The sequence below is a fragment of the Rhodococcus sp. P4_F5 genome (assembly GCF_056401315.1).
Genome location: NZ_JBFUJP010000010.1, coordinates 30,063 through 47,544 on the forward strand (window position 1 = coordinate 30,063; position 17,482 = coordinate 47,544).

A 17,482-nucleotide genomic window follows, 5' to 3' on the forward strand; every position below is an offset into this window, starting at 1 on the left:
TACTTGTCGAGCTTGGAGTCTTGTCGAACTTGGACGAGCGGTGGTTACTTACCGAGTGCGGCGAGCGCACGGGCGTTGACCTCGTCGACCTCGCCGACCGCGTCCACCGTGACGACGGTACCCGCGTAGTGGTCGAGCAGCGGTGCGGTCTCCTCGCGGTAGACGCGCATCCGGTTGCGGATGACGTCCTCGGTGTCGTCGGCGCGGCCCCGGGCGAGCATGCGCTCGACCACGACGTCGTCGGCGACGTCGAAGGCCAGCACCCCGTCCAGCTTGGCATCGAGGTCGGCGAGGATCTTCTCGAGCGCGAGCGCCTGGTCCACCGTGCGCGGGAAGCCGTCGAGCAGGAACCCGTTGACCGCGTCCGGCTCGGCGACGCGCGCCTTGACCATGTTGTTGGTGATCTCGCTGGGCACCAGGTCGCCGGCGTCCATGTACTTCTTCGCCTCGAGGCCGAGCGCGGTCTGCTGACCGATGTTCGCGCGGAACAGATCGCCCGTCGAGATGGCCGGAACGCCGAGCTTCTCCGACAGGATGGCGGCCTGAGTGCCCTTACCGGCACCGGGAGGACCAAGGAGGACAAGTCTCACTTGAGGAACCCTTCGTAGTTGCGCTGCATGAGTTGGCTCTCGATCTGCTTGACGGTGTCGAGGCCGACACTGACCAGAATCAGGACCGCCGCACCACCGAAGATGCTGCTACCCGACGCCCCCTGGGAGAGGAAGAGGTTCGGCAGCACTGCGATGAGACCGAGATAGATCGCGCCCGGCAGTGTGATGCGGCTGAGCACGTAGTTGAGGTAGTCCGCCGTCGGGCGGCCCGGGCGGATGCCCGGGATGAACCCGCCGTACTTCTTCATCTCGTCCGCGCGCTCTTCGGGGTTGAAGGTGATCGCGACGTAGAAGTAGGTGAAGAAGACGATGAGCAGGAAGTAGATGAGGATGTAGACCGGGTTGGAGGGGTTCACCAGGTACTCCTGGATGATCCGCTGCCACCAACTCGGATCCGCGGCCGTGCTCGAACCGGTGAGCTGCGCGATCAGGTTCGGCAGGTACAGCAGCGAGGACGCGAAGATCACCGGGATGACGCCGGCCTGGTTGACCTTGAGCGGGAGGTACGTCGACGAGCCGCCGTACATCTTCCGGCCGACCATCCGCTTGGCGTACTGCACCGGGATACGGCGCTGGCCCTGCTCGACGAACACCACGCCGGCAATGAGCACGAGGACCGCCACCAGCACGAGGGCGAAGATGAGGCCGCCGCGGCTGTCGAGGATGGCACCACCCTCCGAGGGAAGTCGCGAGGCGATGCCCGAGAAGATCAGCAGCGACATGCCGTTGCCGACGCCGCGCTCGGTGATCAGCTCGCCGAACCACATCACCAGGGCCGCACCGGCCGTCATCACCAGCACGATGATGACCAGACCGAAGATCGACTGGTCGTCGATGATCTCCTGCTGGCAACCCTGCAACAGCTGACCACGCGCCGCGAGCGCGACGATGCCGGTCGACTGGAGGATGGCGAGCGCGATGGAGAGGTAACGCGTGTACTGCGTCATCTTGACCTGGCCCGATTCGCCCTCCTTGCGGAGTTCCTCGAACCTCGGGATGACCACGGTCAGCAACTGCACGATGATGCTTGCCGTGATGTACGGCATGATGCCGATCGCGAACACCGACAGCTGCAGCAACGCGCCGCCGGAGAACAGGTTGATCAGCGAGTAGATACCCGCAGACTCACCACCGGAGATCTGGTCGATACAGGCCGTGACGTTCGCATAGTTGACACCGGGCGACGGCAGTGTTGCACCGAAGCGGTACAAGGCGATCAGGCCCAGGGTGAAGAGGATCTTCCGCCTCAGGTCGGGAGTCCTGAAGGCCGAGACAAAGGCGGAAAGCAAAGATCCTCCTGGCACGACGGGTTGTCGCGAGCGATTTGCTCGGCTGGCTAGATGAACTCTAGAACACTAGCAGTGAGGGCACGGCGAGCAGCCCGGCATACACAGATTGGTCTGCCGTCAGCGCTGTACCTCGGGGCGCGCATCTTTGGCAACGCGGCCCGAAGTACGGACTATACAGAACGCCGATGGCCGCAGCACTGCCCTTGCGGACAGTGACTGCGGCCATCGGATATCCGGTCAGAGACCGATCACAGCTCGGTGGTGGTCCCACCTGCAGCAGCGATCTTCTCCTTGGCGGAACCGGTGAACTTGTTCACGGTGACCTGAACGGCAACCGTGAGCTCTCCGTCGCCGAGAACCTTGACGAGCTCGTTCTTGCGAACGGCGCCGGCCTCGACGAGCTCCTGAACACCGATCGTGCCGCCGTTCGGGAACAGTCGGGCGATGTCGCCGACGTTCACGACCTGGTACTCGGTGCGGAACGGGTTCTTGAAGCCCTTGAGCTTGGGCAGACGCATGTGCAGCGGCATCTGTCCACCCTCGAAGGCGGCCGGCACGTTCTTACGAGCCTTGGTGCCCTTGGTACCGCGACCCGCGGTCTTGCCACGCTTGCCGCCCTCACCACGACCGACGCGAATCTTGTCGGACTTGGATCCCGGTGCGGGGCGCAGGTGGTGCAGTTTGATGGTCATGGTTAGACCTCCTCAACGGTTACGAGGTGGCGCACCACGTTGATCAGACCGCGGTTCTGTGCGTTGTCCTCACGAACAACGGTCTGACGGATGCCCTTGAGACCGAGCGTGCGCAGAGAATCCTTCTGGTTCTGCTTGGTCCCGATGGTGCTCTTGATCTGGGTGACCTTGAGATCTGCCATTACTTCACACTCCCAGCCTGTGCGCGAGCGCGCAGCATGCCGGCGGGGGCAACCTCTTCGAGGGTCAGGCCGCGGCGAGCCGCAACTTCCTCGGGACGCTGCAGACCCTTGAGCGCAGCAACGGTCGCGTGAACGACGTTGATGGCGTTGTCGCTACCGAGCGACTTCGACAGGATGTCCGCGATACCCGCGCACTCCAGCACGGCACGCACCGCGCCACCGGCAATGACACCGGTACCCGGGCTGGCCGGACGGAGCATGACCACACCGGCCGCCGCCTCACCCTGGATCGGGTGGGTGATGGTGGAGCCGATCATCGGGACGCGGAAGAAGCTCTTGCGAGCCTCCTCGACACCCTTCTGGATGGCCGCGGGAACTTCCTTGGCCTTGCCGTAGCCGACGCCGACGAGTCCGTTGCCGTCGCCCACGATGACCAGAGCGGTGAAGCTGAAGCGACGACCACCCTTGACGACCTTGGAGACACGGTTGATGGTGACAACGCGCTCGATGAAGTTCGACTTCTCGGCCGACTGGCCACCGCGACGATCGTCACGGCCGCCGCCACGACGGTCGCCGCCGCCACGGTTGTCCCCGGTGTTGGGGCCATTCTGTCCGGCGGGTCCGCTGCCGCCGTCACGCCTCTGACGTCCCGGCATCAGACTGTCCTTCCGTTCGAAATGTTGGTCATCAGAACTTCAACCCGCTTTCGCGGGCTGCATCCGCGAGTGCCGCGATGCGACCGTGGTAGCCGTGTCCACCGTGGTCGAAGACCACGGCTTCGATGCCGGCGGCCTTGGCGCGCTCGGCGATCAGCTGACCCACCTTGGCGCTGAGGGCCTTCTTGTCGCCCTCCGCGCCACGGATGTCGGCCTCGATGGTCGACGCCGCCGCCAGCGTGTGGCCGGCGAGGTCGTCCACGAGCTGCACGTGGATGTGGCGAGAAGACCGGTTGACGACCAGGCGAGGACGCTCGGGCGTGCCGGAGATCTTCTTGCGAAGACGGAAGTGACGACGCGTCTTCGCGAGACGACGCGTGGTGGACGCATCCTTGCCCAGCGGAATCCGCTTGGCTTTCTGGTTTGCAGTCTGGCTCATATCACTTACCCGTCTTTCCGACCTTGCGGCGGATCTGCTCACCCTCGTAGCGAACGCCCTTGCCCTTGTAGGGGTCGGGGCGACGCAGACGACGGATGTTGGCCGAGATCTGGCCGACCTTCTGCTTGTCGATGCCGGACACCGAGAACCGGGTGGGCGACTCGACCACGAAGGTGATGCCCTCCGGCGCCTCGATCGGCACGGGGTGGCTGTAGCCCAGGGCGAACTCGAGGTCCTTGCCCTTCAGTGCGACGCGGTAGCCGACGCCGTGAATCTCCATCTTGGTGGTGTAACCCTCGGTGACACCGGTGATGAGGTTCGCGACCAGGGTGCGCGAGAGGCCGTGCAGCGCGCGGCTGCGACGCTCGTCGTCCGGACGGGTGACCAGAACGGCACCGTCCTCGCCCTTGGTGATGGCGATCGGCTCGGAGACCGTCAGCGAGAGGGCGCCCTTGGGGCCCTTCACCGAGATGTCCTGGCCATCGATGGTGACGTCAACGCCCGCGGGGACGGTGACCGGAATCTTTCCAATACGCGACATTGTGGTGGCCTCCCTTACCAGACGTAGGCGAGGACTTCGCCGCCCACGCCCTGCTTGGCCGCCTGACGATCCGTGAGCAGGCCGGATGACGTGGAGATGATCGCCACGCCGAGGCCGCCCAGGACCTTGGGCAGGTTGGTGGACTTCGCGTAAACCCGGAGACCGGGCTTGGAAACGCGCCGGACGCCCGCGAGGCTGCGCTCTCGGCTGGGTCCGTACTTCAGGTCGACGATGAGGGTCTTGCCCACCTCGGCGTCCTCGGTACGGAAGTCGGAGATGTAACCCTCGCGCTTGAGGATCTCGGCGATGTTCGCCTTGATCTTCGAGTGGGGAAGCTTCACCTCGTCGTGAAACGCCGTGTTGGCGTTGCGCAGACGAGTCAAGAAGTCTGCGATCGGATCGGTCATGGTCATAGGGGTGACCTGTTCACCTTTCTCGCAGTGGTTCCCATGCAACACCGTTCCGTGGCCGGTGACCTCTCGGTCACCGGCCACGGCCGGCCGTGGGCCTACCGCGAAGGGGTTTTCCTATTGAACTGGCTCACGGCTGCGAGCCAGAAGTCTGTGCTACCAGGAGCTCTTGTGAACGCCGGGCAGCTCGCCCGCGTGGGCCATCTCGCGCAGGCAGATTCGGCACAGGCCGAACTTGCGGAACACCGAGTGGGGCCGGCCGCACCGCTGGCAGCGGGTGTAGGCGCGCACCGCGAACTTCGGCTTCTTGTTGGCCTTGTTGACCAGTGCCTTCTTCGCCATGGCTCAGTTCTCCTTGAACGGGAAGCCGAGGTGCTTGAGCAGGGCACGGCCTTCTTCGTTGTTGGTGGCGGTCGTCACGACGGTGATGTCCATACCGCGCGGGCGATCGATCTTGTCCACATCGATCTCGTGGAACATCGACTGCTCGTTGAGACCGAAGGTGTAGTTGCCGTTGCCGTCGAACTGCGTGCCCGACAGGCCGCGGAAGTCCCTGATACGGGGCAGCGCGATGGACACGAGACGGTCCAGGAACTCCCACATGCGGTCGCCACGGAGGGTGACGCGCGCGCCGATGGGCATGCCCTCGCGGAGCTTGAACTGCGCGATGGACTTGCGAGCCTTGCGGATCTCCGGCTTCTGGCCGGTGATCAGCTCGAGGTCGGTGACCGCACCGTTGATGAGCTTCGCGTCACGGGCGGCGTCGCCGACACCCATGTTGACGACGACCTTGACGACGCCGGGGATCTGCATGACGTTCGCGTAGGCGAACTCCGCGTTCAGCGCGTCCTTGATCTCCGCGCGGTAGCGGGCCTTCAGACGCGGCTGGATCTTGTTCTCAGTGCTAGTCATCTCAGATGTCCTTCCCGTTCTTACGGGAGATCCGAACCCGCTTGCCGTTGTCATCGGTCCGGTAACCCACGCGAGTGGCGTTGCCGTCCGAGTCCACGACCTGCACGTTCGAGACGTGGATCGGGGCCTCCTGCGTGACGATGCCGCCGACGGAGGCGCCACGCTCGTTCGCGGAGACCGCGGTGTGCTTCTTGATCCGGTTCACGCCCTCGACGAGGACCTTGTCGGTCGCGGGGAAGGCCTTGATGACCTTGCCCTTCGCGCCCTTGTCCTTGCCGGCGATGACCAGAACGGTGTCACCCTTGTGCACCTTCATCACAGCACCTCCGGGGCGAGCGAGACGATCTTCATGAACTTCTTGTCGCGCAGCTCGCGGCCGACGGGGCCGAAGATGCGGGTACCGCGGGGATCGTGGTCAGGCTTGATGAGAACGGCAGCGTTCTCATCGAACTTGATGTACGAACCGTCCGGACGGCGACGCTCCTTGGTGGTGCGAACGATGACCGCCTTGACGATCTCGCCCTTCTTGATGTTGCCACCGGGGATGGCGTCCTTGACGGTTCCGACGATGATGTCGCCGATCCCGGCGTAGCGACGAGACGATCCGCCGAGAACGCGGATGCAGAGAATCTCCTTGGCACCCGTGTTGTCGGCGACACGCAGTCGCGACTCCTGCTGGATCACTGATCTCTCCTAAGACCTGGATTTTCTTACGCAGCGGATACCGACCCGATGCGCGCGGCCTGTTGCCCCACCCACCCGCATGCGGACACGCGGAGGCACAGGCAACCGCTCTAGTGTAGGGAACTGCAGGGCCGATGCCAAATCGACCCCACTCCCCCGCACCCGAGCTGACCTGGCACCGGCGTCGGTAAACCACTCTGAAATGGCAGCGGCCCGCCCCCGACGGGGAGCGGGCCGCTGCACGGTACTGCTGTTCCTACTTGGCCTTCTCGAGCACCTCGACCAGACGCCAGCGCTTGGTCGCCGACAGCGGTCGGGTCTCCATCAGCTGGACGCGGTCGCCGACGCCGGCGACGCTGTTCTCGTCGTGCGCCTTGACCTTGGTGGTACGGCGGATGATCTTGCCGTAGAGCGGGTGCTTGACCCGGTCCTCGAGCTCGACCACGATGGTCTTCTCCATCTTGTCGGAGACCACGTAGCCGATGCGGGTCTTGCGCATGCCGCGCTCTTCACTCACTGCGCTGTCCTTCTGGTTCTCACTCATGCCGCGTCACCCGCATCGGGTCCGGCGGCGAGACCGAGCTCACGCTCACGCATGACGGTGTAGACACGCGCGATCTCGTGGCGGACGGTCCGCAGACGACGGTTGTTGTCCAACTGACCGGTCGCCATCTGGAAGCGCAGGTTGAACAGCTCTTCCTTTGACTCGCGGAGCCGGGTGACCAGCTCCTCTTCCGTGAGCTCGCGGAGCTCTGCGGCTGGGGTTCCAGTAGCCATCAGAACTGCTCCTCCCTCGTGACGATCCGGCACTTGCAGGGGAGCTTGTGCATCGCGCGGGTCAGGGCCTCGCGAGCAGTCTCCTCGTTGGGGTACGTCATCTCGAACATGACGCGGCCCGGCTTGACGTTCGCGATCCACCACTCGGGCGAACCCTTACCGGAACCCATTCGGGTCTCGGCAGGCTTCTTCGTGAGCGGGCGATCCGGGAAGATGTTGATCCAGATCTTGCCGCCACGCTTGATGTGGCGCGTCATCGCGATACGAGCGGACTCGATCTGACGGTTGGTGATGTAGGCGGGCTCGAGAGCCTGGATGCCGTAGTCACCGAAGGTCACCTGGGTGCCACCCTTGGCGGCACCGGTACGGCTCGGGTGGTGCTGCTTGCGGTGCTTGACCCGACGGGGGATCAACATAGCGTCAGCCCTCCTGATTCGTGTCGGTGGAAACCGGAGCCTCAGCGGTCGCGGTTGCGGCGCGACCGGCCTCGGTGCTGGTCGCGGTGGTGCCCGAGGCACCGGAGCGACGCGGACGCGAGGGACGCTCGCGGCGCGGGCGGTCGCCGGCCGGGGCTGCGCTGGCGGTGACCTCACGCTTGCCGCCGACGATGTCGCCCTTGTAGATCCAGACCTTCACGCCGATGCGGCCGAAGGTGGTCTTGGCCTCGTAGAGCCCGTAGTCGATGTCCGCACGCAGCGTGTGCAGCGGAACCCGACCCTCGCGGTAGAACTCCGAGCGGGACATCTCGGCACCGCCGAGACGACCGGAGCACTGCACCCGGATGCCCTTGACGTTGGGCTGACGCATCGCAGACTGGATTGCCTTACGCATGGCGCGACGGAACGCGACACGGTTCGACAGCTGCTCGGCGACACCCTGGGCCACGAGCTGGGCCTCGGCCTCGGCGTTCTTGACCTCGAGGATGTTCAGCTGAACCTGCTTGCCGGTCAGCTTCTCCAGCTCGGCGCGGATGCGATCGGCCTCGGCGCCGCGGCGGCCGATGACGATGCCCGGACGAGCGGTGTGGATGTCGACGCGAACCCGGTCACGGGTGCGCTCGATCTCCACCTTCGCGATGCCGGCCCGCTCCATGCCCGTGGCGAGGAGCTTGCGGATGGCGACATCTTCCTTGACGTACTCCGCGTACTGCTTGTCTGCGTACCAGCGAGACTTCCAGTCGGTCGTAATGCCGAGGCGGAAGCCGTGCGGGTTGATTTTCTGGCCCACTATCGAGCACTTCCCTTCCGGCGATTACGGGTCGCGGCGCCGGCCTTGGGCAGGCTCTCCACGATGACCGTGATGTGGCTGGTGCGCTTGCGGATCCGGAACGCACGTCCCTGTGCACGCGGCTGGAACCGCTTGAGGGTCGCGCCCTCGTCCACGTACGCCGTCGCAACGACGAGCGTGCTGGGGTCCAGGTCCAGGTTGTTCTCGGCGTTCGCAGCTGCGCTGGCGATCACCTTCGCAACCGGCTCGCTGGCGGCCTGCGGCGCGAACCGCAGGATGTTCAGCGCGTCCTCGACCGAGCGCCCGCGAACCAGGTCCACGACACGACGCGCCTTCATCGGCGTCACGCGCACGTGGCGCGCGATTGCCTTGGCGGTCGGGTTGGCGGTTTCGGTGTTACTCATCGCCTCTTCGCCTTCCGATCATCCTTGATGTGACCCTTGAACGTGCGGGTCGGTGCGAACTCTCCGAGCTTGTGTCCAACCATCGAGTCGGAGACAAACACGGGAACGTGCTTACGGCCGTCGTGCACCGCGAACGTGTGCCCGATGAAATCCGGGATGATCGTGGAACGACGGGACCAGGTCTTGATGACCTGCTTGGTTCCCTTCTCGTTCTGCACGTCCACCTTCGCAAGGAGGTGGTCATCGACGAACGGGCCCTTCTTAAGGCTGCGTGGCATCCTTCACTCCCTCCTTGACTAGCGCTTGTTCTTGCCGGAACGGCGGCGACGGACGATGAGCTTGTCGCTCGGCTTGTTGGGCTTGCGGGTACGGCCCTCAGGCTGTCCCCACGGGCTGACCGGGTGGCGTCCACCGGAGGTCTTGCCCTCGCCACCACCGTGCGGGTGGTCGACCGGGTTCATCACGACACCACGGACGGTCGGGCGCTTGCCCTTCCAGCGCATACGGCCGGCCTTGCCCCAGTTGATGTTCGACTGCTCGGCGTTGCCGACCTCGCCGACCGACGCGCGGCAACGCACGTCGACGCGACGGATCTCACCGGAAGGCATACGCAGGGTCGCGTACGCGCCCTCCTTGCCCAGCAGCTGGATGCTGGCACCGGCGGAGCGGGCCATCTTGGCGCCGCCACCCGGACGCAGCTCCACCGCATGCACGGTGGTACCGGTCGGGATGTTGCGCAGCGGCAGGTTGTTGCCCGGCTTGATGTCGGCTCCGACACCGGACTCGACCTTCGCACCCTGCTTGAGGTCCTTCGGCGCGATGATGTAGCGCTTCTCACCGTCGGCGTAGTGCAGCAGGGCGATGTTCGCCGTGCGGTTGGGGTCGTACTCGATGTGAGCGACCTTGGCCGGCACGCCGTCCTTGTCGTTACGACGGAAATCGATCAGCCGGTAGGCGCGCTTGTGGCCGCCACCCTTGTGTCGAGTGGTGATTCGACCGTGGGCGTTACGACCACCGCGACCATGCAGCGGGCGAATAAGCGACTTCTCGGGAGTCGACCGAGTGATCTCGGCGAAGTCCGAGACGCTCGAGCCACGACGGCCCGGGGTAGTCGGCTTGTACTTACGGATTGCCATGAGTCTTCTCGTCCTCTATGTCTCGTCAAGTCCCGGCGCTTACGCGACCGGTCCTCCGAAGATCTCGATGGGCTTGCTGTCGGCCGAGAGGGTCACGAGCGCGCGCTTGGTGTCCTTGCGCTTGCCGAAACCGAACTTCGTCCGCTTGCGCTTGCCCTGACGGTTGGCCGTGTTGACGCTGGTCACCTTGACGCCGAAGACCTTCTCGACGGCAATCTTGATCTGCGTCTTGTTCGAGTCCGGGTGCACCAGGAAGGTGTAAGTACCCTCCTCGATCAGTCCGTAGGACTTCTCGGAGATCACCGGGGCCAGCAAGATGTCGCGGGGGTCAGCGATGGTGCTCACTTGCTCTCCTCCTTGCTGTCTGCCTGGGCGGACTCGGCCGGCCCGTGGATGAACGCGTTGAGCGCCTCGACGCTGAACACGACATCGTCGCTGTTGAGCACGTCGTACGTGTTCAGCTGGTCGGGTGCGATGGGGTGCACGCCTTCCAGGTTGTGCACGCTCTTCCAGGCTGCGATGTCCTCGCGGCCCACGACGAGCAGGACCTTCTTGCGATCGGAGATCTCGCCGAGGAACTTCTTCGCGCCCTTGGTGGACGGAGTCTGCCCGGCGACGAGCTCGGTGATCACGTGGATGCGCTCGTTGCGTGCCCGGTCGGAGAGTGCACCGCGCAGGGCGGCGGCAATCATCTTCTTGGGCGTGCGCTGCGCGTAGTTGCGCGGCTGCGGGCCGTGCACGATGCCACCACCGGCGAACTGCGGAGCGCGGGTCGAACCCTGACGGGCGCGGCCGGTGCCCTTCTGACGGTACGGCTTCTTGCCACCACCGCGAACCTCGCCGCGGGTCTTGGTGGAGTGCGTGCCCTGACGTGCCGCAGCGAGCTGCGCGACGACGACCTGGTGCATCAGCGAGATGTTGGCCGTCACGTCGAAGAGCTCGGCGGGAAGGTCGACGGTCCCGTTGGTGCCGCCGTCGGCGGTGCGGACGTCGAGGGTCAGCTTGGTTGCGGTCTCGGTCATGCGGACGCACCACCCTTCACTGCGGTCTTGACGATCACGAGGCCACCCTTGCGGCCCGGGATCGCACCCTTGATGAGCAGCAGACCGTTCTCGGCATCCACCTTGTGGACCGAGAGGTTCTGCGTCGTGATGCGGTCGCTACCCATGCGACCCGCCATGCGCATGCCCTTGAACACGCGGCCGGGGGTGGCGCAACCACCGATGGAACCGGGGCGACGGTGCACGGCCTGGGTGCCGTGCGAGGCGCCCTGACCCTTGAAGCCGTGACGCTTCATGACACCGGCGTAGCCCTTGCCCTTGCTGGTGCCGGTGACGTCGACGTAGCCGCCGTCCTCGAACAGCTCGGCGGTGAGCTCCTGGCCGACCTCGTACTCGGAGGTGTCGGCAACGCGGAGCTCGACGACGTGGCGACGCGGGGTGACGCCGGCCTTGGCGAACTGGCCGGCCTCCGGCTTGTTCACCTTGCGCGGGTCGATGGCGCCGAACGCGAGCTGCACGGCGCTGTAGCCGTCACGCTCTTCGGTACGGATCTGGGTGACGACGTTGGGCCCAGCCTTGACGACGGTCACCGGGACGACCCGGTTGTTCTCGTCGAAGACCTGGGTCATGCCGAGCTTCGTGCCCAGGATTCCCTTGATCTTGTTCTCAGTCATTGTTTTTGTCTCCGCCGCGCTCACTGGATGTTGACATCAACGCTGGCCGGCAGATCGATGCGCATGAGGGCATCGACTGTCTTGGGCGTCGGGTCGAGGATGTCAATCAGCCGCTTGTGGGTACGCATCTCGAAGTGCTCGCGCGAGTCCTTGTACTTGTGCGGCGAGCGGATGACGCAGTACACATTCTTTTCGGTCGGCAACGGCACCGGTCCAACGACACGGGCCCCGGTACGGGTCACCGTCTCGACGATCTTGCGCGCTGACGCATCGATCGCCTCATGGTCGTAGGCCTTGAGCCTGATGCGGATCTTCTGTCCCGCCACGCTTGTGTCCTCTTCCTTGCCGAATAGGCCCTTGTAGACCCGGGGGGCTACTTCGTTCACGTAGACCCGGCTGGGGCTACCTCGTCTGCACAGTTCCTGCCCAGCCCATGAGTGTCCGAACGTTGGCGATCGCAAAAAGAATCCGATCCCGATCGAAAGAATCCGATCCGCTGCCGCTGTTCATCTGTCATGGATCTCCGACACACGCGGTCGGGCGTGTCGCCCTCCCACTCATTCTCCGATCCACGCTTTCGCGCCGATCTGAAGAATGTGCACCGGATGCGCTCGTAATGAGCACCTGGTGGTACTGCTTCCGTCTTGCACTGGTTCTGACCAGGCCTCCCGGGACTTTCATCCCTGGCACGCCGGGTGCATGACCCTCACTCGCCCGACGCAGGCCGCAAAACAGCACGTCCCGGGTCAAGGCAACCTGAACAGTATGCCGCAGACCGGCAACGAGTTCAACTCCTCGCCGACGCCGACTGGGTCACGTCAATCTTACTCCAGAGTAAGATCGGTGGCATGGCCACCCAGACCCCCTCCCCCAGCCCGACGTACCGCAGCTGGCTCCGACTGCCGGACAACGCACTTCGCCCCGCACTGTTCTCACTGGGCATGTGCGCCCGGGTGCCGTACTTCGCAACCGTGCTCCCCCGCGTCACCGCGCTCGAGCCGGGGCGGTGCGAGGTGCGGGCCCCGAAATGGTGGGGCGTGCACAACCACATCGGGACGTTCCACGCGATCGCCGCCTGCAATCTCGCCGAGGCCGCCATGGGCATGCTCGCCGAGGCGACCGTCCCCACCACGCACCGCTGGATCCCGAAGGCGATGAACACCCGGTACCTGGCCAAGGCCGAGTCCGGGCTGCGCGCGGTCGCGTCGTTGCCGGCACTGCCCCGGTTCGATGAGATCACCTCGGGCACCGAGCTCACCGTGCCGGTCGCGATCTACGACAAGTCCGGCACCGAGGTGGTGCACGCCGACATCACCATCTGGCTGACGCCCGCCTGACCCGGCCGCCGCCGGCACCCGCGGTCAGGCCTCGATACCGCCGCGGGTACGCAGCCGGCGGCGCATGTCCCACAGGTAGACGGTCTTGGGCGCGTGCCGCACTGCGGCGGGGATCCGCGGGTACACCCACGAGAGCAGCGTCATCACCCGCTCGAACCGGCGCTGGTCCCGCGCCGTCCACGGCAACTCGAACTTCTCGCGCAGCTGCGCCGGCAACAACCCGGTGGTGAGCCAGCGATACGCCGGCAGGTTCCAGCGGATCAGCATCGGCGCCTTCACCGGATGGAACAGGTCCCGGGAGGTCGCCCGCACCTGTGCGTCCACCTCGACACGGTCGAGCTCTTCCTTCCAGTAGGCGGCAAACGCGGCGCGGTCGCGCGGCCACATCCCGGCCGGCACCTGCAGCGCGGTCCCGAGCACCGCATACTCCCGGTACAGCGCGTCCGCATTCGCGTCGTCGAGCGGGCCGAAGAGCCGCTCGTAGAGGCTCACAGCACTCTCGTAGAGCGTTGCCGCCACCCACAGCTGCAGTTCGGGGTCGAAGGCGTTGTAGTTCTCCGCACGAACCTTCGCGTGCGCCTTGTTCACCATCCGCACCACCGCGGCGCGCTCGGCCTCGGTCCCGTAGACCACCGCATAGATGTAGGTCATCGTGGTCCGCAGCCGGTCGACCGAGCGGTAGGCGAAGTCGCTGTGGTCCGCGACGCCGTGCCCGACGCCCTCGTTGGCAATCTGCAGCAGGATCGCCCGGCCGCCGGCGGCGAGCATGACGCCCTCGCCGGCGAGATCCTCGATGTGTACGGCGCGACGGCTCATGCGATTGATGAAACCACAGCAGTTCTCGGTTCACCAGCATCCGGACGAAACCGCCGCATCAAGACTCTCAACTGCAGCAACACAATCATCTCCACCGCGCGCGGAGGAGATTCACCGTTAACTTCTGACATCCGGCACGCTCGGTCGGCGGACGCGGACGCCTGCGAGGGGTTCCCCGGGGGTTCGGGACCGGGTGCGTGCGGAGGCCCCGGACGACACCCCTGCTACAACTTGACCACCTCGGGTGAGTCGAATCGGTGGCGCCGGCGCCGACCAGGAATCGGGCAAGGCGCGTCACACAGCGACATTCGGACCGGGTTCGATCGACCCACCGTGTCCTTGCCCACCACCCGCAGTGATTCCTGCCATTCGGCGAGAGTGCGCACGCCGGCTGGCCGACCGCGTACAGGACATTCAGTGCCTATCGATCCGTACCCGCCGAGTGTTACCAACCTGTTCGCCACCAGCCGAACCCGCCGAATTCACAGCCCGGACAGCCTCCGCATACAGGTACCCATGACATACTCGCGGGCATGCCTTCACCCCACTCTGCGGTCCTCGTCGAGGGAATCCGCAAGTCCTTCGGTGACGTGAAAGCGCTTCAGGGGGTCAGCTTCGAGGTGCCGCGCGGCACTGTGCTCGGGATTCTCGGGCCGAACGGCGCTGGTAAGACGACCACGGTCAACGTGCTCTCCACCTTGCTGCGCCCCGATTCCGGACGCGCGCTGGTCGCCGGCCACGACGTGGCGACCCAGGGCGCGTCGGTTCGGCGTTCGATCATGATGACGGGCCAGTACGCCGCCCTCGACGAATCGCTCAACGGCCGGGAGAACCTGATTCTCTTCGGCCGGCTGATGGGCCTGAATCGGCAGGCCGCCAAGACTCGGGCTGAAGAGTTGCTGAACCAGTTCGACCTCGTCTACGCCGCGGAACGCAAGGTGTCCGGCTACTCCGGCGGCATGCGCCGGCGAGTGGACATCGCCTGCGGGCTGGTGACCCGCCCCGAGGTGGTGTTCCTCGACGAGCCGACCACCGGCCTGGACCCGCGCAGCCGCCAGGGAGTGTGGACGCTGGTGCAAGACCTCAAGAACGAGGGCATCACCGTCCTCCTCACCACCCAGTACCTCGAGGAAGCCGACGTCCTCAGCGACAACATCGTCGTGATCGACAAGGGCACCGTGATCGCCGAGGGCACGGCGGACCAACTCAAGGAACGGACCGGCGGCAGCTTCTGCGAGGTCGTCCCGATGCGACTCGAGGACCTGCCGAGGGTCTACGCGGTCCTCACCAGCCTCGCCCCCCCGGAGTACATCACCGAGACCGCTCACGACCGGCTGTCGATTCCCGCGCAGTACGGCGCCCAGACGCTGGCCGAGGCGCTGCGTCGGCTCGACATCGCCAGGATCCCACTGGCGGACATCGCGCTGCGCCGACCGTCGCTCGACGACGTCTTCCTGGCCCTGACGGGCAAACCCCAGGTCTCCGAGGACGAGGAGTCATGACCGCGATCACGGCCGGCACCACCAGAACCTCGGACGAGGGCCGACCGCCGGAGCCACGTTCGAGGACCGTCGCGCGGACCGGCCGCCACCGTCGGCCCGAACTGTCTAGCATGCAGCAATGGCTGGCACTGTCCGGCCGAAGCCTGCGCAGCATGTGGACCACCGGACAGTTCCTCATCGCCGTGCTGGCCCCCGCCATCTTCACCATCGGCTTCTACCTGCCGCTGAGGCTGGTGATGCGATTCCAGGGCATCGACTACGCACAGTTCGTGATGCCGATCATCGTCCTGCAGGCAATGGCCTTCACCGCCATCTCGGCCGCCGGCCGGGCGGCCCTCGAAGCATCGAACGGCATGAACGACCGGTTCCAGACGATGCCGATCTTCGCCGGCGTGCCGCTGATGTCAAGGATGACCGCCGCGCTGGTGCACTGCACGGTCTCGTTGATCGCCGCGCTCGCGTACGGCCACATGATCGGCTTCCGATTCGATGGCGGCACCACCAACACCGTGCTGTTCCTCGCAATGTCCCTGGCGATCGCGATGACGTTGTCCTTGATGGGTGACCTGATCGGCACCCTGAGCAAGAGCCCGGCAATGACCAGTCAGGCGCTGACGCTGCCGCAGCTGATCCTCGGCATGTTCTCGGCCGGCTTCGTGCCCGTCGCACAGTTCCCGAGCTGGTCGCAGTGGTTCGTCCGAAACCAGCCGATCTCCCAGTTCGCCATCTCCATGCGGGACATCGCCGCCGGCACGATCACCATGCACGTGCTCACACCGGCCCTGCTGTGGTGTGCAGGGCTGGCACTGGTGTTTGCTCCGCTGACGGTGTGGGCGAGTGTGAGGCGAGGATGACCGACCTCCACTCCGCCCCCGCGCCGGTAGTAGCGCCTGAGTCGGTGGCGCTCCGTTTCCCGGTGCCCACCGAGGTGTACCCCGAGACGTCGTGGAAGGCGCTCGTCACCCACAGCAAGATCCAGACCTGGCGACTGCTCCTCAGATCGGCCAAGGACCCGTTCACCATGCTGCAGGCCATCGTCTACCCGTCGGTCATGCTGGTGATGTTCTGGGCGGTGCTGGGGATCTCGGTCACCAAGGCCACCGGTGTCAACAGCGTCTACGGGTACGCCCCGATGCTTGCCCTGGTCGGCGCGATGTTCGGGTCGATGGCCAGCGGCCTCCATCTCAAGGAGGAATGGCGCAAGGGCCTCTTGGCTCGGTTCTGGATCCTGCCCACCCACCGGGCCGCGGGCATGGTCAGCCGGCTGATCTCCGAGGCCGTGCGGATCGTGTTGACCACCGTGCTGATCATGTTGGTCGGCGTACTTCTCGGCTTCCGATTCGGCCAGGGATTCCTGGCAGGTGTGCTTCTGCTGCTGGTCCCGCTGCTGATGGGTGTGGGGTTCGCGACCATGGTCACCGCGCTGTCGGTGAACTTCGCCAAGCTGCCGCTGGTGGAACTGCTGTCCCTGGTCTGCACCCTGCTCATGTTCTTCAACTCGGGCTTCGTGCCGACCGCCGCCTATCCGGTCTGGCTGCAGGGTTTCGTCGAGAACCAACCGATGTCCACCGCCATCGACGCGATGCGTGGCCTCAGTCTCGGCGGGCCGGTAGCCGAGCCGCTGATCAAGACGACGCTGTGGTCGCTCGGCGCGATCGCCATCTTCGCCTGGCCCGCAATCAACGGCTACAAGCGCGCCGCCGGAACGCCCATCTGATCCAGTCAGACGCCCCGTCCCCTCGGATGTGGGTGACATCGGGCCCGGGAGAACGGCCAGTTGCCGCGGTATGTTCACCGATCCGCGCTGAGGCGGCCCGGACGGCGGCTGCGCCCACGCCGGAGGTCGAGTAACCGCCCCGGCAGACTTCGCGCGCAGCGCCGAGAGACAGCCGGATGCGCGAGGGCCGCGGCGGTGACGGTCGGCGCGCATGTCTGCGCCGAGAAGTGGACCCGCGCTGCGTCGACGGTGCCGGTGCCGGTGCCGGTATCGATGAGATCCTGGCGTGGCTGGAGACGCTGCTGACGTCTCACCACTGCGCGAGCGACGGCCTCCGCTGGGCATGTCGCGGCGTCGTTCACTCCCACCGCGTACCGCTCTTCCCCGGCGACCGAGCGGCAAGCCATGCTGTCGACGAAATCCGACTGTGGTGAGCCCCCGCCCGGAAGGACCGGGGCTCACCACCTCGACCTGT

General features: G+C 65.6%; 28 protein-coding genes. 4 read left to right on the forward strand and 24 right to left on the reverse strand.

What is annotated here, in order from left to right:
* Positions 1-44: 44 nt before the first annotated feature.
* From AC1DU4_RS07105 to rpsJ, 23 genes are all read right to left on the reverse strand, one after another.
* The gene (locus AC1DU4_RS07105; protein WP_072845923.1) at positions 45-590 is read right to left on the reverse strand and encodes an adenylate kinase; all 546 of its coding nucleotides are present in this window, start codon (positions 588-590) and stop codon (positions 45-47) included.
* Entirely contained in the window at positions 587-1,900 is a 1,314-nt protein-coding gene (gene secY / locus AC1DU4_RS07110; protein WP_477838393.1) for a preprotein translocase subunit SecY, read from the reverse strand. Before secY ends, AC1DU4_RS07105 begins: the two co-directional genes overlap by 4 nt.
* Positions 1,901-2,148: 248 nt before the next feature.
* Complete coding sequence (gene rplO / locus AC1DU4_RS07115) at positions 2,149-2,592, reverse strand: 50S ribosomal protein L15 (RefSeq protein WP_072845925.1); 444 nt, start codon at positions 2,590-2,592, stop codon at positions 2,149-2,151.
* Between the two features lie 2 nt (positions 2,593-2,594).
* A complete protein-coding gene (rpmD, locus tag AC1DU4_RS07120; RefSeq protein WP_072845926.1) occupies positions 2,595-2,774 on the reverse strand; it encodes a 50S ribosomal protein L30 in 180 nt (59 codons plus the stop codon).
* A complete protein-coding gene (rpsE, locus tag AC1DU4_RS07125) occupies positions 2,774-3,430 on the reverse strand; it encodes a 30S ribosomal protein S5 (RefSeq protein WP_072845927.1) in 657 nt (218 codons plus the stop codon). The genes rpmD and rpsE overlap by 1 nt, the downstream gene beginning before the upstream one ends.
* 31 nt (positions 3,431-3,461) lie before the next feature.
* The gene (rplR, locus tag AC1DU4_RS07130; RefSeq protein WP_072845928.1) at positions 3,462-3,869 is read right to left on the reverse strand and encodes a 50S ribosomal protein L18; all 408 of its coding nucleotides are present in this window, start codon (positions 3,867-3,869) and stop codon (positions 3,462-3,464) included.
* Between the two features lies 1 nt (position 3,870).
* Complete coding sequence (rplF, locus tag AC1DU4_RS07135) at positions 3,871-4,410, reverse strand: 50S ribosomal protein L6 (RefSeq protein WP_477838397.1); 540 nt, start codon at positions 4,408-4,410, stop codon at positions 3,871-3,873.
* A gap of 14 nt (positions 4,411-4,424) precedes the next feature.
* A complete protein-coding gene (rpsH, locus tag AC1DU4_RS07140) occupies positions 4,425-4,823 on the reverse strand; it encodes a 30S ribosomal protein S8 (protein ID WP_072845930.1) in 399 nt (132 codons plus the stop codon).
* Positions 4,824-4,976: 153 nt separating this feature from the next.
* Complete coding sequence (locus AC1DU4_RS07145) at positions 4,977-5,162, reverse strand: type Z 30S ribosomal protein S14 (RefSeq protein WP_072845931.1); 186 nt, start codon at positions 5,160-5,162, stop codon at positions 4,977-4,979.
* 3 nt (positions 5,163-5,165) lie between these two features.
* Entirely contained in the window at positions 5,166-5,732 is a 567-nt protein-coding gene (gene rplE / locus AC1DU4_RS07150) for a 50S ribosomal protein L5 (RefSeq protein ID WP_072845932.1), read from the reverse strand.
* Between the two features lies 1 nt (position 5,733).
* Positions 5,734-6,048, reverse strand: coding sequence for a 50S ribosomal protein L24 (rplX, locus tag AC1DU4_RS07155; RefSeq protein WP_072845933.1), 315 nt, complete (start codon positions 6,046-6,048; stop codon positions 5,734-5,736).
* On the reverse strand, positions 6,048-6,416 hold the full coding sequence (rplN, locus tag AC1DU4_RS07160; RefSeq protein ID WP_072845934.1) for a 50S ribosomal protein L14: 369 nt from the start codon (positions 6,414-6,416) through the stop codon (positions 6,048-6,050). Before rplN ends, rplX begins: the two co-directional genes overlap by 1 nt.
* A gap of 256 nt (positions 6,417-6,672) precedes the next feature.
* Positions 6,673-6,960, reverse strand: coding sequence for a 30S ribosomal protein S17 (gene rpsQ, locus AC1DU4_RS07165; protein ID WP_072845935.1), 288 nt, complete (start codon positions 6,958-6,960; stop codon positions 6,673-6,675).
* On the reverse strand, positions 6,957-7,193 hold the full coding sequence (gene rpmC / locus AC1DU4_RS07170) for a 50S ribosomal protein L29 (protein WP_072845936.1): 237 nt from the start codon (positions 7,191-7,193) through the stop codon (positions 6,957-6,959). Before rpmC ends, rpsQ begins: the two co-directional genes overlap by 4 nt.
* Positions 7,193-7,609, reverse strand: a complete 417-nt coding sequence (rplP, locus tag AC1DU4_RS07175) for a 50S ribosomal protein L16 (protein WP_072845937.1) — start codon at positions 7,607-7,609, stop codon at positions 7,193-7,195. Before rplP ends, rpmC begins: the two co-directional genes overlap by 1 nt.
* Positions 7,610-7,613: 4 nt before the next feature.
* On the reverse strand, positions 7,614-8,420 hold the full coding sequence (gene rpsC, locus AC1DU4_RS07180) for a 30S ribosomal protein S3 (protein WP_477838401.1): 807 nt from the start codon (positions 8,418-8,420) through the stop codon (positions 7,614-7,616).
* Positions 8,420-8,824: a 50S ribosomal protein L22 gene (rplV, locus tag AC1DU4_RS07185; RefSeq protein WP_072845939.1), complete on the reverse strand. Its 405-nt coding sequence runs from the start codon at positions 8,822-8,824 to the stop codon at positions 8,420-8,422. The genes rpsC and rplV overlap by 1 nt, the downstream gene beginning before the upstream one ends.
* The gene (gene rpsS / locus AC1DU4_RS07190) at positions 8,821-9,102 is read right to left on the reverse strand and encodes a 30S ribosomal protein S19 (protein ID WP_003940820.1); all 282 of its coding nucleotides are present in this window, start codon (positions 9,100-9,102) and stop codon (positions 8,821-8,823) included. Before rpsS ends, rplV begins: the two co-directional genes overlap by 4 nt.
* An 18-nt stretch (positions 9,103-9,120) precedes the next feature.
* Positions 9,121-9,960, reverse strand: coding sequence for a 50S ribosomal protein L2 (gene rplB / locus AC1DU4_RS07195; RefSeq protein ID WP_072845940.1), 840 nt, complete (start codon positions 9,958-9,960; stop codon positions 9,121-9,123).
* Between the two features lie 39 nt (positions 9,961-9,999).
* Positions 10,000-10,305 carry a 50S ribosomal protein L23 gene (gene rplW, locus AC1DU4_RS07200; protein WP_072845941.1) on the reverse strand — a complete coding sequence of 102 codons (306 nt, stop codon included), beginning with the start codon at positions 10,303-10,305 and terminating at the stop codon, positions 10,000-10,002.
* Complete coding sequence (gene rplD, locus AC1DU4_RS07205; protein WP_072845942.1) at positions 10,302-10,982, reverse strand: 50S ribosomal protein L4; 681 nt, start codon at positions 10,980-10,982, stop codon at positions 10,302-10,304. The genes rplW and rplD overlap by 4 nt, the downstream gene beginning before the upstream one ends.
* On the reverse strand, positions 10,979-11,635 hold the full coding sequence (gene rplC, locus AC1DU4_RS07210; RefSeq protein ID WP_072845943.1) for a 50S ribosomal protein L3: 657 nt from the start codon (positions 11,633-11,635) through the stop codon (positions 10,979-10,981). The genes rplD and rplC overlap by 4 nt, the downstream gene beginning before the upstream one ends.
* Before the next feature lie 20 nt (positions 11,636-11,655).
* Positions 11,656-11,961, reverse strand: coding sequence for a 30S ribosomal protein S10 (gene rpsJ, locus AC1DU4_RS07215; protein ID WP_003938093.1), 306 nt, complete (start codon positions 11,959-11,961; stop codon positions 11,656-11,658).
* Between the two features lie 522 nt (positions 11,962-12,483).
* Here rpsJ and AC1DU4_RS07220 point away from each other — a divergent pair.
* Entirely contained in the window at positions 12,484-12,972 is a 489-nt protein-coding gene (locus tag AC1DU4_RS07220; RefSeq protein WP_477838405.1) for a hotdog fold domain-containing protein, read from the forward strand.
* Between the two features lie 24 nt (positions 12,973-12,996).
* On the opposite strand, the gene AC1DU4_RS07225 is transcribed toward AC1DU4_RS07220, so the two are convergent.
* Positions 12,997-13,788, reverse strand: a complete 792-nt coding sequence (locus AC1DU4_RS07225; RefSeq protein ID WP_477838407.1) for an oxygenase MpaB family protein — start codon at positions 13,786-13,788, stop codon at positions 12,997-12,999.
* Between the two features lie 533 nt (positions 13,789-14,321).
* On the opposite strand from AC1DU4_RS07225, the gene AC1DU4_RS07230 reads away from it, so the two are divergent.
* From AC1DU4_RS07230 to AC1DU4_RS07240, 3 genes are all read left to right on the forward strand, one after another.
* A complete protein-coding gene (locus tag AC1DU4_RS07230) occupies positions 14,322-15,290 on the forward strand; it encodes an ATP-binding cassette domain-containing protein (protein WP_477838409.1) in 969 nt (322 codons plus the stop codon).
* A 110-nt stretch (positions 15,291-15,400) separates the two neighbouring features.
* Complete coding sequence (locus tag AC1DU4_RS07235; RefSeq protein ID WP_477838411.1) at positions 15,401-16,144, forward strand: ABC transporter permease; 744 nt, start codon at positions 15,401-15,403, stop codon at positions 16,142-16,144.
* Positions 16,141-17,007: an ABC transporter permease gene (locus tag AC1DU4_RS07240; RefSeq protein WP_477838413.1), complete on the forward strand. Its 867-nt coding sequence runs from the start codon at positions 16,141-16,143 to the stop codon at positions 17,005-17,007. Before AC1DU4_RS07235 ends, AC1DU4_RS07240 begins: the two co-directional genes overlap by 4 nt.
* The last annotated feature ends 475 nt before the right edge of the window (positions 17,008-17,482 follow it).